Origin of the sequence: Desulfosalsimonas propionicica (assembly GCF_013761005.1) — a bacterium.
Taxonomy (GTDB): Bacteria; Desulfobacterota; Desulfobacteria; order Desulfobacterales; family Desulfosalsimonadaceae; genus Desulfosalsimonas; species Desulfosalsimonas propionicica.
Window position 1 is genome coordinate 299,417 of sequence record NZ_JACDUS010000001.1, and the last position, 15,503, is coordinate 314,919.

The 15,503-nt window shown below is 52.0% G+C and carries 9 protein-coding genes; 5 read left to right on the top strand and 4 right to left on the bottom strand.

Going from position 1 to position 15,503, the window contains the following annotated elements:
* Entirely contained in the window at positions 1 to 2,196 is a 2,196-nt protein-coding gene (locus tag HNR65_RS01335) for an acetate--CoA ligase family protein (RefSeq protein WP_232364605.1), read from the bottom strand.
* A gap of 126 nt (positions 2,197 to 2,322) precedes the next feature.
* On the bottom strand, positions 2,323 to 5,334 hold the full coding sequence (locus HNR65_RS01340; RefSeq protein ID WP_181549644.1) for a hypothetical protein: 3,012 nt from the start codon (positions 5,332 to 5,334) through the stop codon (positions 2,323 to 2,325).
* 253 nt (positions 5,335 to 5,587) lie between these two features.
* Between HNR65_RS01340 and HNR65_RS01345 the strand changes: the two genes are divergently transcribed.
* Entirely contained in the window at positions 5,588 to 6,196 is a 609-nt protein-coding gene (locus tag HNR65_RS01345) for an alpha/beta fold hydrolase (RefSeq protein ID WP_181549645.1), read from the top strand.
* 186 nt (positions 6,197 to 6,382) lie between these two features.
* Here the strand turns inward: HNR65_RS01345 and HNR65_RS01350 are convergent, their stop codons facing one another.
* Positions 6,383 to 8,746, bottom strand: a complete 2,364-nt coding sequence (locus HNR65_RS01350; protein WP_181549646.1) for a penicillin-binding protein 1A — start codon at positions 8,744 to 8,746, stop codon at positions 6,383 to 6,385.
* Between the two features lie 456 nt (positions 8,747 to 9,202).
* On the opposite strand from HNR65_RS01350, the gene dnaN reads away from it, so the two are divergent.
* Positions 9,203 to 10,321: a DNA polymerase III subunit beta gene (dnaN, locus tag HNR65_RS01355; RefSeq protein ID WP_181549647.1), complete on the top strand. Its 1,119-nt coding sequence runs from the start codon at positions 9,203 to 9,205 to the stop codon at positions 10,319 to 10,321.
* 537 nt (positions 10,322 to 10,858) lie between these two features.
* A complete protein-coding gene (gyrB, locus tag HNR65_RS01360) occupies positions 10,859 to 13,318 on the top strand; it encodes a DNA topoisomerase (ATP-hydrolyzing) subunit B (protein WP_181549648.1) in 2,460 nt (819 codons plus the stop codon).
* A gap of 35 nt (positions 13,319 to 13,353) precedes the next feature.
* On the opposite strand, the gene HNR65_RS01365 is transcribed toward gyrB, so the two are convergent.
* Positions 13,354 to 13,674, bottom strand: coding sequence for an Hpt domain-containing protein (locus HNR65_RS01365; protein WP_181549649.1), 321 nt, complete (start codon positions 13,672 to 13,674; stop codon positions 13,354 to 13,356).
* 182 nt (positions 13,675 to 13,856) lie between these two features.
* Here HNR65_RS01365 and HNR65_RS01370 point away from each other — a divergent pair, with 182 nt between their 5' ends.
* Complete coding sequence (locus HNR65_RS01370) at positions 13,857 to 14,405, top strand: RsbRD N-terminal domain-containing protein (RefSeq protein WP_181549650.1); 549 nt, start codon at positions 13,857 to 13,859, stop codon at positions 14,403 to 14,405.
* Between the two features lie 92 nt (positions 14,406 to 14,497).
* Positions 14,498 to 15,502: a sulfate reduction electron transfer complex DsrMKJOP subunit DsrM gene (dsrM, locus tag HNR65_RS01375; protein ID WP_181549651.1), complete on the top strand. Its 1,005-nt coding sequence runs from the start codon at positions 14,498 to 14,500 to the stop codon at positions 15,500 to 15,502.
* The last annotated feature ends 1 nt before the right edge of the window (position 15,503 follow it).

Consider the following 15,503-nt stretch of genomic DNA (forward strand, 5'->3'; position numbering starts at 1 on the left):
TCACTGCGCTTTCGGGGACTGGCGGTTTTCTTTTTTGCGGAAACGCTGATATTCGCATAGCTTGGCCAAAGATTTCACTGCCTGCTCCGGCGTGGGGTAAAACAATCCTTTGTACTGGCGGCCCTCAAAGGTGTAGACGGTTTTGTCCTTTTCATCGCGCAGCATGTTCACGCCCAGAATCGGCTTTTGGCAGGATTCCATCAAGTCCGCGATATGGGCGATGTAACGGGTCTCAAAATCATCCAGGGACGCGAGCATGGATTCCATGAAATCCTCGGGGCAGTCCGGATCCGCGGTCTGCACGGAAGCTACCATTCTTGACAGCATGTGGCGCCGGCCCACAATGCCGAGATTGATCACCGCATCACAACCGTCCCAATTGGCCAGAAGCTCAATGACTTTCACGGGCAGCTGCTCATCGTTTTCTCCCACCAGATCCACGGGATTGGCCCGGCTCCAGTAGGGGGGCAGCACATGGTCAATTTCGCGGATCAGATCTCCGGGCAGCTCCGGCACCTGAAGGCCGTAGTGCTCACAAAGGTCGGCGGCCACCACACCCCAGCCCCCGCCCAGGGTCATGATGGCCACCCGGCTGCCCCGGGGAAGGGGCAGGGAGGAAAACGCGGCAGACAGATCCAGCAGGTCCAGCGGCTTGTCCACCTTGACGATGCCGGCCTGTCGGCAAACGGCATTAAACACCCGGGTATCGGAGGCCATTGCCCCGGTGTGGCTTGAAGCCGCCTTTGTTCCGGCCGCGGTCTGCCCACCCTTGAGCAAAACAATGGGTTTTTTGCGTCCCACCCGGCGGGCGCTTTCATAAAACCGCCGGCCGTTTTTAACACTTTCCACGTAAAGCATCACCGTTTTCGTCAGGGAATCGACCTCAAATGCATCCAGGTAATCCTCGATGGTGATCATGCCCTCGTTTCCGGATCCGCAGAAAGCCCGGATACCCACGCCCTGCAATTCGGCAAACGCCAGCAGCTGGTTGCCCATGTTGCCGGACTGGGCCACCATGCTAACCGATCCGTCTTCCGGCCGCACGTGACTGCCGGTGCAGTAAAACGAAATATGGGGATTGCAGATGCCCATGGTATTGGGCCCGATGAGATAAATGCCGGCTTTGCGGGCCTGTTCCACGAGCTGTCTTTCGGACCGGGCCCCTTCTTCACCGGTTTCAGCAAATCCCGAAGCAATCAGCAGCATGTAAGAAATCCCTTTTTGCTGAAACTCCGGGATCAAATCGGGTACTTTTGCGGCCGGGATGGTCACCACGGCCACGTCCACCTGCCCGGGAATATCGGTAACACGCTTATAAACCGTTCGGCCGGCAATCTTTCCGCCCCTGGGATTGACAAGATAAATATCACCTTTATAGCCGCCGCCGATGGCATTGGTCAGCAGGGTATAGCCCCATTTGCCAAGCTCGGCGGATGCACCCACAAAGGCAACAGACCGGGGATGGAACAACGCGCCCAGAACAGAGGGATCCACGGCCGGAAGAAATTTTTTGCCCTCCGCGATCGGGGCCTTGACCACCAGGGCATCGACGGCCACCACGGTGCCGTCTTGGGTGATCAGCAGGGGGTTGATATCAATTTCAGCCACATCCGGGTATTCCAGGGCCGCCCGGGAAATACCGGTGAGGGTGCTGACCAGCATGGCCAGGTCTGCGGCCGCTTCTCCCCGGAACGAATCCAGAAGCGCACGGGAGCGGATTTCATCAATCATATCCCGGGCATCTTCTGCACTCAGGGGCGCAAGCCGGAAAACCACATCGGAGAAAGCCTCGGTGAAAATACCGCCAAGCCCGAACATGACCACCGGCCCGTATTCCGGATCCCGAAACATGCCGGCAACAAACTCCCGTTTGGCCGAAACCTGGGGCTGAACCAGGAAACCTTCCAGGGCCGCGCCGGCCTGGCCGGCAATCTCTTCTGCGGCACGTTTCACAGCGGTTTCATCGAATAGGTTCATGTGTACCAGGCCCGCCTCGGTCTTGTGCAAAAGCGTGCTTCCAAGGGCTTTTAAAACCACGGGAAAGCCGATCCGGGCCGCGGCCTCTGCGGCCTGGCCGGCCCCGGCAGCAACGGTCTCTTCCACCACGGGTACGCCAAAAGGTTTTAAGAACTGCTTGGCATCATATTCAGAAAGGCTCTGCCGCAAGCCCTTTGCGCCGGATTGTTGCCTGCTCATCTGCATCTCCTGCCGTGTCTGTAAGATAGAAGCCTTTGCTTTAGGATAAATCAGATGCCCGATTCCGGTCATCCGGAGAACAATTTACAGCAATGCCGCTTATTTGTCAAAACAGATTCCGGTGCCTCAATCCCGGAATTTGCCGATGTTTTTCAGATATTCGCCTGAGCTGTCCAGATAAAATGCCAGGGGTTTGGAAAAATACTGGCCAAGGATGCCGTCGATAAACATCTGACTGATTTCCCTCTCCATTTTCAGCACGCTCTGGGCCTGGATAAACACATGGCGCTCTTCTTCGGACAGATCCCGGACAAAATTGCCAAAAGCCGTGCGTGCCCTGGGTTGATACATCCAGAAATAAAGCAGGTCCAGGGCGTTTATGATCAAAACCTGGATCAGGCGCCGGGATTCCTCGTCCTCGGAGTGCAGAAGCTCCCGGGGGCGCTCCAGCAGATCCAGCACCTCGGATTCTGGAAACAGCATTTCCGCCCGGGCGTAGCAGTCCAGAAACTGCCGGAGTTTCTGCCGGTAGTCGTTCATCCGGTTTTCAATGTTTTTGGCCCGGTCCACGGCCCCTTCGATCAGCGCGGCCACAAAATCCGAAGCGGTCTTGGAAATGACCGCGGCCCAGCTTTGCAGAATCATGTCCACCTGCACCACACCGGCAAGGCCGAGCACGCCCCCGAGCAGTTCACTTAACCCGAAGGCTACGGGTATAGAGATCACCGAGCGGAAAAAATTGGCAAATGCGGCTTCCCTGGGAAGTCCGCGAAACAGGTTATGACTGGTCAGGTAAAGCCCGTTGACAAGGGCCATCACTGAATAGAGCATGACCGGATGGGTTGCGGTGGTAATACCCAGACCCTGGTTTAACATCAGGGTTTTGACCAGGTAATCCAACAGGGGCACTGAAAACCCGGTATACATTAAAGAATCCGTGATCCGGTCCCAGCTGATGTAATCATTCCACTGCAGAAGCGGTGATCGCCGCAGCCCGCCGCCGGCCATGACCGACTGGAGTATATTGCGCAGCCCAGTGATCCCAAACCAGATAAACGCCCCGAAACATGCCAGCACCCACCAGTCATGGGTGAGGTAAAAGGTCAGAAAAGCCGGCACAAAACCGAAAATCACCTTGAGGCTGTTTTTGAAATGGGTCCGCAGGTATTCAAACCGGTGCAGACGTGGTTTTTTCCCGGGTCCGGGCGGCTTTTTGATATAGAGCCCGTTGTTGGCCTCAGTGGAAAAGCCGCTTAAGGTCACGATATTGCCGCAATCCGACATTTTCGTGGTTTCCTCCCTGGCAAACCAATCCCTGTGGTGCAGACGTCCGGCCAGAGCCAGGCCCGGAATTGCACGGATCACAGACATCAGCAGGGACAGCAGGGTCCCGGCTTTTGCCGCCTGGCCGTAAATCAGCCGGAAAAAGGTCTGCACGTAAAAGGGAATCACCATATATGCGCCGGCCTCGTCTTTGCGCACTTCCCGCTGAGCCCTTTTGGGAAGGGTATCCAGCACGGCCAGTCCCATGCCCGGCAGCCTGCGGGAATGCCCTGTGGAATCGCTTCCGATCCTTGATTTCAGAGGCCGGACCCGGTACATGCCCATCAGTGATTCCATGTCGGCCAGTATCCAGTTAAATTTCTGGATGCGCATCAGGGCCAGGGAATCATTTGTCTCCCGGAGCCGGGATATGATTTCAAGGATCAGGCGTTTGAGCTGGATGACATTGGCATTGTTGATGCTTTGCTGCAGCCGATCAATATCGGGAATATGATCAACCTTGCAGTCGGCAAAATCCTTTAGGTTAAAGATCTCCAGCCGGGATATCCGGCCCCGGCATTCATAAAGCAGCTCAAGGACGTCTTCGACCTTCATGTTGCTTAAATTCAGGGTAATGCGGTATGCCGAATGCAACCGGGACAGCCGGTCCACCAGCTCACACGGTGAAAGCTGCATCAGGGCCGGGGCATCATCTCCGCTGCCGCCGGCCCCAGGATTGCGTCCCGGGGTCAGAAACCGATGGTGGATATCATCTGCATCCATGCGATTCATCCGGTCCGCCAGGGCCTCTATGTTCCGGCGCTTTTCCTCGTCTGCATCCGCGTACTCGCCGCGCAATTCCGCCACCCGCTCCTGCATCCGGGGCAGCAGCAGCAGGTGGATATATTTGGCCAGGTGCAGCAGGGAGGCCTGGCCAAAGCCCACAAACGCCATGAACGCTTCGGGATTCAGGGGCGCCATTTCCAGGCCGAATTCAGAATTTATCGTATGCCGGTGAGTCCGGTTAAAGGCATGAAGAATGTCGATGACCTGGCCGCGCTGGTATTCGGAGACACTGCGCCCCTCCTCCATGAGATTTCGCACTTCGCTTTTTTCCAGAAAGCGCAAAAAATCCCCGGAATCGGCAAAACCCCGGGGAACCCAGATAATCTGGGCATGGCGGTTGTGAAAAGAGGCAAAAAACTCAATACCGATGCGGATCATGATACCCATGGCATCGGCGGCCTCCATGAGCTCTGCCGCGGTTTCCGGTCGGATGTAGTTGTAATGAATCACCCGGAGCCGCCGCACCCCCTTGATCCAGGCATCCATGATCAGATGGGTGGGCGACTTGCGGCCCTTGGTAAAGGCGTCATGTACATGGTCGTCAAAAGCCAGGTGATTCCATGCCTCGGGCATTTCCAGCAGCCGGTATTGCTTTAAAAAATAGCGCACAATCCGGGGTTTGCCCGATGCGGCCAGTCGGAAATGATGTGCCAGCTCCAGCTGGCGCGGATAATTTTCACAGGCCCGGACCAGTTCCTTCATGATTTCTATGAGCACCCGGGCGGTGTTCATCTGCAGCTCCTGGCTGGTGCTGCACATCACCTCGTCGCGCAGGGCCCGAAGCGCTTTTAAACGATGTCCGGCCTCTGCCGATTCCAGGGACTGGAGCAGATGAATCACCGCATATGCGATCCGCAGACCCCGGGATTCAGCCATTTCCTTGATTCCCCGGGGATGAAAATAATGAAAAAACTGGCGCTGGATTTCAAAGCGTGACCGCTGCCCCGTGACAATCCCGTTGACAATATGGAGCAGGTGATAATCCCGCTGATCAAAATAAAATTTCGATATTCCGGGGTTTCGGGCCATCAAATAAAGACTCCCTTAATTCGGCCATGGGCATGATTTTTACCTAAATTGAGGTTTTATTGTTTTGGCATGAAACGCCCCTGTTTGCAATAATTATACATTCCCGGACCTGTTGATGTACCGGTTTGAAACATGGTGTGATTTTTATTGAAATTTAAGAAATCCGGTATATAAAAGAGCCTGATCATCGCCCCGGGTTGGGCCATATACCGGGGCAACGCAATGACCCGGGCAAAGGGATAACGACAGGAAAATGAAAGAAGAAACAGTCAAAATAAACGGTTTTGAATGCCGCGTCATTTCCGGCAGCGGCAGGCGCCCCTGCATTGTGCTGCTCCACGGTTACATGTATACCAGCGATGTATGGAATGACATCGGTCTGCTGCGCCTGCTGGAACAGAAAAACATTGCTTTCAGCGCCGTTGACATGCCCTACGGGCACAGAAGCGAATGCACGCCCCGATCCGGAAATCCGGAGCAAAACACGGCAATTGTTGACAGTATGGCTTCCCATGACTCCCTGTTGATCGGCGCCAGTTTGGGCGGCTATATTGCGTTAAAACACTGCGTGGCCCGGCCGGCCGGGGGACTGATGCTCGTGGCGCCGGTCATGAGTCTCCAGGCGGAACTGGCAGCCCGCTACCCCCAGATCTCCGCCCGGGTCCGCCTGATTTACGGGGAAAATGACAACGTGGTCTATCGCGATGAAATCAAGCGTCTGGGCCGACTTTTGGGCATAACCCCACGGATATATGAAAAAGCCCAGCACGCGGCCTACATGGACCAGCCCGGGCGCTTTAACACCGATGTAATCGAATTTTACCAGCAACTGACAGGAAAAAAAGCGGAGAAAAAAACCTAAACGTTCAATGCCGTTTTAAAAACCCACGCCGGCCCGGGGATGGTTTGCGCGTCGCATTGATGGCGCCGTAAAAGTTCAAGATCAAGGCTTGCGCGATTGCCGAAGAATGCGGCGTACTTATCCGTACGTAAAATTCTGAGGAATCGCGCGTAACGCAGATATTGAACTATTACGGTGCCATCAATTTTATTGGATTCCCTTTTTGAAAAAGTCATCTGTATCCGCGATTTCATCCTCGGTCTTGGTGCGGCGCTCGGGCACTGTCCCTTCCTTGAAGCACATGTCAATAACCTTTTCTGAATCCTCGTTGGGCAGCAGGCCGGTTTTGGCGTCGATTTTGGCAAAAACAACATTGTCCGGAACCGGAAATACCCGCTCAGTCCGGCCTTCCAGGATTTGCTGCATGTAATCAAGCCAAATGGGACTAGCGGCCCTGGAGCCGGTTTCATTTTTCCCAAGGGATTTTTCCTGGTCATGACCCACCCATACGCCTGTGACAAATCTTGGTGTATATCCCATGAACCAGGCATCATAGAGATTGTTGGTGGTGCCGGTCTTTCCGGCCACCGGCCGTTTCAGGGCCTTGATTCGCCATCCGGTGCCTTCGGTGACCACTTTTTCAAGCAAGTGGGTGATGATATAAGCCGTGCTTTTATCAATCACAGATTCTTTTTCTTCCGGAGCTTCATAGATCACATTGCCGTTTCGGTCCTCGATCCGGCGGATAAAAACCAGCTCCTGCCGGATTCCCTGGTTGGCAAACACCCCGTAGGCGCGCACCAGTTCCAGAAGCGATACACCCGAAGATCCCAAAGCCGTTGAAAGATTGCGGTCCAATTGGGATTCGATTCCGAGTTTTCGGGCATAATCGATCACGTAATCCACGCCGATATCCTGCATGATTTTTACGGTAACGACGTTTCTGGAATGGATCAGGCCATCGCGCAGCAGAGTGAAACCATGAAAGGTATTGTCATAGTTGTCCGGCTTCCATGTAAAATCCCTCTCATCATCGGTAAAGACAATGGATGTATCGGCAATCACCGTGGCCGGGGTATATCCCTTATCCAGGGCCGCAGCATAGACAACGGGTTTGAAAGCCGAACCCGGCTGCCGGCGGGACTGGGTGGCCCGGTTAAACTGGCTTTCGGAAAATTTGCGGCCGCCGACCATGGCCCTGACATGAGCATTATCGGATTCCATGCAAATAAGGGCTGCCTGTGCCCTGGGTGTCTGTTCCAGTGACAGATTCCACTGCTGATTTTTCCCGTCCCAGGATTCCAGGCGGACGCGAATCACATCACCCACCCGCAGGACCTGACCGGGTCTCTGCACCCGGATGACCCCCGGGGCCACTTCCGGGTCGGGTTTTCTTGCCCATCGCATTTTTTCCAACGGAATCACGCCGACATTTTTTCCGATCCGGACAGTGGTCTTGTTTTTTTTATCATCCACGTCCACCACAACGCCCTGAACGATCAGGTCCTCGTGAAGCGCCTGATCCTCTATATCCTCCTGGAGTTTGCGGCTGAAGGCTTCAATCTCTTTTCTGGAAATATGACGAACAGGGCCCCGGTATCCCTGGCGTTTGTCTAAATCCCGCAAACCTTTTTCAACGGATTTTCGCGCTTGTTCCTGCATTTCAATATCAACGGCCGTATAAACTCTGAGTCCACCGGTATAAAGCAGTTTTTCACCATATTGTTCCTTTACAATCCGGCGCACGTGCTCTGTATAATATGGAACCGTTTCCTGGAACCAGTTGGGCCGTTTTTCAATGGTCACATTGGTATTCATGGCCTCTGAGGCCTCGGAATTGGTGATAAAATTTTCTGAAACCATGCGGTTTAAAACATAAATCTGCCGCTGCCGGGCGCGTTCAAAATGACGATGGGGCGAATACCAGCTCGGTGCCCGGGGCAGGCCGGCGAGCATGGCCGATTCCCCGATGGTCAGCTCTTCTGCGGATTTGGCGAAATAATTCTGGGCCGCCGCCTCCACCCCGTAGGCCCCGTGGCCGAGATAAATCTGATTGAGATACAAAAACAGGATTTCATCCTTGGTGAAATGCCGGTCTATCCGGTATGCCAGAATCGCTTCCTTGAGCTTACGGGTATAGCTGCGCTCCGGGGTCAGAAAAAAGGATTTGGCCACCTGCTGGGTAATGGTGCTGCCGCCCTGAACAATGGTGCCGGCTTCCAGGTTTTTGAAAAACGCACGCATGATGCTGTATAAATCAATTCCCTCATGCTCATAGAAACGGGCGTCTTCCGTGGCCACAAACGCCTGGATCAGGTGTTTCGGCATTTCGGACAATTTCACCACGATCCGGCGCTGCTTGTAAAATTCAGCAATCTTGCGGTCATCTTCTGAATAAAACGTGGTTACCACGGATGGCTGATAATCTTCCAGGGAGGAAATTTTCGGAAGATCGCGGCTGAAATAAATATATGTTCCCGCTGCGGCAAAAACGGACATAACTCCGCAGATCAGCAGTAAAATAACGGCCCATTTCGTTAAAGCCAGAATCCAGCGGCCCAAACGACGCATATGCAAACATACTCCTTTTATTATTCGGAAAGCAGCCCGTTGTGCTGCATAGACAATCCATTCCGGGCCATGCAACATACCCCCGGCACGGAGATAAAACAGATATCATGGTTTGTGTCAGTACATCAATTATTTCTTTTTTTATCCCTGGATTTGAACTGTCACAATTGATACAATTATTTCTGTTATTGAACCCGACGCTGGCACCGGACATGCTGATGGAAAGCTGACAATTTGATATTGATATTTTGTCAACAAGCGAATAGTTTTAAACAGCTTTTTGGCCGGGTTCTACAATGCCGAAGTTATCAACCTTTTTATCAAAGAATTCTCACAATTCAAATTTAATTAATTTTCAAACAAATTCAATAAATTAAAAAGTTATTCCATTTTTCGACAAACCATATATATTATTATTTCTTTATTCATTCATTAATAAACAAATAAGGATCCTGTATGCGAATCACAATCCACAAAAGCACCATTGCCGATGTATTATCCCAAATTCAGGGCCTTACAGGAAGAAAAACCAATCTGATCATCACGGAAAACGTTTTGCTTCAAACCAGGGAAAACGGAGTTGAATTAACCGCCACGGACCTGGAAACCGGATTTGAAGGTTTTTTCCCGGCTGAAGTGGAGGCTGAGGGGGCGGTTACCATTAATTCCAGAAAATTCAACGAGATTGTTAAAAATTTTCCCACAGATGCCATCCGTATGTCGGAAATGGAAAACAACTGGGTGGAAATCGCATCTGATAACGTGGAATATCATATTGTGGGCATGGATCCTGAGGAGTTTCCGGAGACCCCGAAAATTGATGAAGTCAGTTTTTTTTCCATGGCCTCGCCGGAGCTTAAAAAAATGATAGAAAAAACCGTGGCTGTGGGTGTTGGCGGAGATGAAAAACGGGCGCATTTGATCGGCGTGAACCTGGAACGCATCGAGCAGGGCAATGACAACCTGCTGCGCATGGTTTCAACAGATATCAGAAGACTGGCCAAGGCGGATTACCTGTGCGATCCGGATTCCGGCTTTGCTCCCGGGCCCACGGTGATCGTGCCCAAAAAGGGATTAAATGAGCTCAACCGGTTTCTGCCCGCAGAAGGCCGGGTCCAGGTGGGGATCAAGGACAATTACCTGATCGCAAAAAAGGAAAACGAAACCATCAGCGTAAAATTGTTAAACGGGATGTTTCCCGCCTATGAAGAGCTGCTGGCCCCGGATCCGGCTTATGATATTATTTTTGATCGCAATCTGCTTTTAATGATGTTAAAACGCATGTCCATTCTCACATCAGAAGAATACCGGGGAGTGGTTTTTCACCTGGAAAACAATGAAATTACCATGCGCACGGTCAACGCCGCCCTGGGCGAATCCAAAGAATCCATGGAAATCGCATATGACCGCCACCAGCAGGAGATTGCTTTTAATCCCAGATATTTCATTGATGCGCTCAATTTTATCAGCACAGACAAGGTTCGCCTCAATATCCAGGACGAGGATCATCCGTGCATTGTCCGGTCTGAAGATGACCTGTCGTATTTAAACATTATCATGCCGATGAAAATATGATGGCACCGCAAAAAGTTCAATATCTGCGTTACGCGCGATTTCTCAGAATTTCACGTACGGATAAGTACGCTGCATTCTTCGAAATCGCGCAAGCCTTGATCTTGAACTTTTTACGGCGCCATCTGAAAATCGACTTTTTACGAGTCCATCAAAATATAAACGGAAACGCAAAAAGTCTTAAAACTGATAGAATCGATAGCCGATTAAAAATAACTTTTTGATTTTACTTAACAATTAATCACTTAAAACTTAACACTGTCTGTAAAAAAGACTTCCAAGGAAGTCCAAGGTCGGGGTCGGTTTTTGAAGCGACATTGAGCGTTTTCGGGAAAAATTCAGCAAATGCCGGAGTGTCAAAATTTCAAACTGTTTGAGGCCGAAAGGCCGAGTTTTTGAAATTTTAGCGAAGGCATTGGCTGAATCCCGAAAACGGTCAGGAGCAAAAAAACCGACCCCGACCGCAGGGCTTCCTTCCTGCGAAAACAGCGGGCGCGGTAAAAAAGATTTTTTACAGGCTCATCAAGAGATGAGAAGACTATGACAGAACCCAATTATACCTACGATCACAACAGCATCAATGTGTTAAAAGGGCTGCAGGCAGTGCGCATGCGGCCTTCAATGTATATCGGAAATGTTGATTTCCAGGGACTGCATCACCTGGTTTATGAAATCGTGGACAACAGCATTGACGAAGCCATGGCCGGGTATTGCGATACCATATGGGTGACGGTTCACACGGACAAAAGCGTCAGCGTGGAGGACAACGGCCGGGGCATTCCCGTGGGCATGCACAAATCCGAAAACATGCCCGCCCTTGAGGTGGTGCTCACCAAGCTGCATGCCGGCGGCAAATTTGACCACGACTCTTACAAGGTCTCCGGCGGCCTTCACGGGGTGGGGGTTTCCGTGGTCAACGCCCTGTCTGCCGTGCTGGAGGTATGGGTCTACAAGGAAGGCAAAATCTATTACCAGAGCTACAGCGGCGGGGATAAAACCTCTGAGCTCCAGGTTATCGGGGATACGGAAAAAACCGGGACCCTGATCCGGTTCAAGCCGGATACCCAAATTCTGACCACTGATGAATTTGATTACAATACCTTAAACCGCAGGCTGCGGGAACTGGCGTTTTTAAACAAGGGAATCAGAATTGTCCTTGAAGACGAGCGAGGCGATGAAAAAGAGGAATTCTGCTACCAGGGCGGGATTGCCGAGTTCGTGGAATATCTCAACCGCCGGCACACCGCGGTTCACGAACCCATTTTCGTGGAAGGCGAAAAAAGCGATATCCAGGTGGAAATCGCCATCCAGTACAATGACACGTACAATGAGAAGATTTTCTCATTTGCCAACAACATCAACACCATAGAAGGCGGGTTTCACTTAATCGGGTTTAAGACCGGCCTGACAAGGACACTGAACCAGTATGTTGCGGCATCAGATGCGGGAAAAAAGGCCAAGGCGAAGATTACCGGCGATGACGTGCGCGAGGGCCTGACCGCGGTGATCAGCGTTCGCATCATGTCGCCCCAGTTTGAGGGCCAGACCAAGACAAAGCTGGGCAACAGTGAAGTAAAGGGTATCGTGGAGTCGCTGATCCACGAAAAGTTCAGCATATTCCTTGAAGAAAACCCCTCCATTGCCAAAAAGATCATCGGCAAGGCCGTGGATGCGGCCCGGGCCCGGGATGCGGCCAAAAGAGCCCGGGATATGGCCCGCAGCAAGGGAAGCCTGCTGGACTCCACCCTGCCGGGCAAACTGGCCGATTGTCAGGAATCCAGGCCGGAACTCCGGGAATTGTTCATCGTGGAGGGCGATTCCGCAGGCGGATCCGCCAAACAGGGCCGGGACAGGAAAACCCAGGCCATCCTGCCCCTGAAGGGCAAAATTTTAAATGTGGAAAAGGCCCGGTTTGACAAGCTGCTGCGAAGCGAGGAGATCAAAAACATGATCACCGCCCTGGGAACCGGCATCGGCAGCGAGGAATATGACATCAGCAAAATCAAGTACCACAAGATCATCATTATGACAGACGCTGATGTGGACGGCTCTCATATCCGCACCCTGCTGCTAACCTTTTTCTACCGCCAGATGCCCGAACTCATCGAAAAGGGGTATTTGTATATCGCCCAGCCCCCGCTTTTTAAACTCAGCCGGGGCAAAAAGGACAATTACCTCAAGGATGAAAAGGAATACACCGAAAACATCCTGCGGCGGGCCTGTGATGAAAAATACATCAAGGCCAGGATCCAGAGCAGTGAGGACGCGGTATTGACCGGCCACCGGTTTTATCTGCTGGTTACCAGTATGGCCGAATACCTGACCATGCTCGGCCGCCTCCAGCGCCACGGGATATATGCCGAACTCGTTGAAACCATGATCCGCACCGGTATATCCGACAAAACCCACATGCAGGATCAAGGCCGGGTGGCACACCTGCGAAGCATCCTCGAACAGGGGGGATTTACCGTGGGCGAGCCGGAATGGAACGAGGAGCGAAATGTCTTTGAACTGCTGGTGTATCCCAAACAGGCGGATGAAATGGAGCAGATGTTTTCAGACATATCCGAGAAAAAGCAGATCACGGTCAAAATTGGCCGCAGCCTGGTGCATTCCAAAGATTATCAGAAGGCCCTGACCCTTTATGAAGAGATTGAGCCCTATGACGGTGATGAATTTGAAATTTATCAGGCCGGCGAAGAAGATCGGAAAAAATCCGAACCCGTGGTGGTCAAAACCAAGGAGGCCCTGATCCATTACCTCATGGAGGAAGGCAAGAAAGGGCTTTCCATTCAGCGATACAAGGGTCTGGGGGAAATGAATCCGGACCAGCTGTGGGCCACCACCATGAATCCGGAAACCCGGACCCTTCTGCAGGTAAATGTGGAAAACATCGTGGATACCGACGATATTTTCACCATCCTCATGGGAGACGAGGTGGAGCCGCGGCGCAATTTTATCCAGAACAACGCCCTGGAAGTCAGCATGCTTGACATTTAGACCCATTGGCCGGCCTACCAACCATGGCCGGCACTTTACCGGGATGCGGTGAAATACTTTTCCAGATCCCGGATTTCCCGGATCAGTTTTCGGCTCAATTCCGTGGCCTGGCCCGGGTCTGAATCAACAAGGTTTTGCAGATAAAAGCTTTGGTCGGCCAACTCCGTGAATCCGAGGTTAACAGATGCGCCTTTAAAGGAGTGGAGCAGGTGTTTTGCTTTTTCAAGGCCCCCGGCTTTTATTGAATCCTGTAAATCCGATAGTTCCGCCACCGATGTCTGAACAAAAAGGCGGAGCAGCACTTTGTATTCGGCTTCATCCATGCCCAGCCGCGCGGCTTGTTTTTCAATATCCATATTGTATGGTTCCCGGTATGCGACGTTGTTATGCCCGGCCATTGCAAAAAAGCCGGATCAAAAACAGGTTGCGTGTGCCTTGTTGATCTGAATTTGCTTGACAATATAGCGGGTTTTGCCTATAGTCAACACCTTTAAATTACGTAATTCATTTGAATTTAAGTTAAAAGAGAATTTTGCAAATGCCGGAAGAAAAATCTCAGGACATTGTCTCCGCCAGAAAAGAAAAGTGGATGGATCAGTGGCTGGATGCGCTGATGAGCACTTATCCCAATGAATCCGCCCGTTTTTTCAAGGATACCACCGACCCGTTTGCCAACCCGGTGGGATCCGCCTTTAGAAATGGCATCAGAAATCTGTTTGAAGTTCTGGCAGCAGACGCCTATGATCCCGAGGCCGCCCGCAAGGCTCTGGATCCCATGGTCCGCGTCAGGGCCATACAAGAACTGACACCTTCGGCAGCTCTTGGTTTTATTCCGCAGATCAAGGCTATCATGGCCCGGGATGGCAAAGCCGTAAGCAATGCGGCCGGGGCGGATAAAATCAGGATGGACAAAATAGCCGAACATGCTGACAAAGCCCTGTTGACGGCTTTTGATTTATATATGGGCTGCAAAAAGCATGTTTATACCCTTCGGGCCCAACAGGCCCGCAACAGTGTCCGGCAGCTGCTGGTCAAAAATGAGCTGATTAGCGAATTGCCGGATATTGATCCGGCAGTTATGGAATAAACAAACAAGGTTAACCGGCACAACCGGCATGGCGGCCCGGGGTCGGGATACTCCGGGACATGCCGCAGCCGGGCAAAGCGAGGTGGTGGTCAATGAATGCAGCGTATTTGTATTCCCTCATTACAGTGGTGCTTCTGGGACTGATCGCATATGCAGGCGCGGAAGCAGCTGGGCTCGAAGTTTTATTCGGCGTGATCATACCGTATCTCGCCCTGATTGTTTTTCTGATCGGCTTTGCCAACAAGATCCTGGATTGGACCAAATCCCCGGTTCCTTTCCGGATTCCCACGACCCTGGGCCAGCAAAAAAGCCTGCCGTGGATCAAACAAAACAAGTTTGACAGCCCCTATACCACCGGCCAGGTGGTGATCCGCATGGCGCTTGAAATCCTGCTGTTCCGCTCTTTGTTTAAAAATCTCAGAACCGGATTCGGAAAAGACGGTCAGAAAATCACCTACAAGTGGGTGGTTTGGCTGTGGCTGTTTGCCCTGATGTTTCATTATTCCTTTCTGGTTGTGGTGATCCGGCATCTCCGGTTTTTTGCCGAGCCTGTGCCGTTTTTTGTTACCATGATCGAGCGCGTCGACGGCATGCTCCAGATTATGCTGCCCAATTTGTTTATTTCCGGGGTGGTTTTGCTGGCCGGAGCTTCGCTGCTTCTGCTGCGCCGGGTGCTTTTGCCGAAACTGGTCTATATTTCCAGGCCGGCTGATTATTTTCCGTTGTTTTTGATCATCGGCATCGCGGTCACCGGCCTGATGATGCGGTATATCAGCAAGGTGGACGTGATCCGGGTCAAGGAACTGACCATGGGACTGGCCACCTTCCAGCCCTCCATTCCCGAGGGATCCATCAGCGGGCTTTTTTACGTGCACCTGTTTTTTGTATCTCTTTTGGTGGCCTATATTCCGTTTAGCAAGCTGATGCACATGGGCGGTGTCTTTTTGAGCCCCACCCGAAACCTGGCCAACAATTCCCGGGCCAAGCGCCATGTCAATCCCTGGAATTATCCGGTCAAGACCCATACTTATGAAGAATATGAAGACGATTTCAGAGATAAAATGAAAGAGGCTGGCCTTCCAGTTGAAAAGGAGTAGC

What these genes read in the sequence shown, in the direction of transcription:
- HNR65_RS01335 (WP_232364605.1), bottom strand. Translation starts at nt 2,196, where the DNA reads ATGAGCAGGCAACAATCCGGCGCAAAGGGCTTGCGGCAGAGCCTTTCT.
- HNR65_RS01340 (WP_181549644.1), bottom strand. Translation starts at nt 5,334, where the DNA reads ATGGCCCGAAACCCCGGAATATCGAAATTTTATTTTGATCAGCGGGAT.
- HNR65_RS01345 (WP_181549645.1), top strand. Translation starts at nt 5,588, where the DNA reads ATGAAAGAAGAAACAGTCAAAATAAACGGTTTTGAATGCCGCGTCATT.
- HNR65_RS01350 (WP_181549646.1), bottom strand. Translation starts at nt 8,746, where the DNA reads ATGCGTCGTTTGGGCCGCTGGATTCTGGCTTTAACGAAATGGGCCGTT.
- dnaN (WP_181549647.1), top strand. Translation starts at nt 9,203, where the DNA reads ATGCGAATCACAATCCACAAAAGCACCATTGCCGATGTATTATCCCAA.
- gyrB (WP_181549648.1), top strand. Translation starts at nt 10,859, where the DNA reads ATGACAGAACCCAATTATACCTACGATCACAACAGCATCAATGTGTTA.
- HNR65_RS01365 (WP_181549649.1), bottom strand. Translation starts at nt 13,674, where the DNA reads ATGGATATTGAAAAACAAGCCGCGCGGCTGGGCATGGATGAAGCCGAA.
- HNR65_RS01370 (WP_181549650.1), top strand. Translation starts at nt 13,857, where the DNA reads ATGCCGGAAGAAAAATCTCAGGACATTGTCTCCGCCAGAAAAGAAAAG.
- dsrM (WP_181549651.1), top strand. Translation starts at nt 14,498, where the DNA reads ATGAATGCAGCGTATTTGTATTCCCTCATTACAGTGGTGCTTCTGGGA.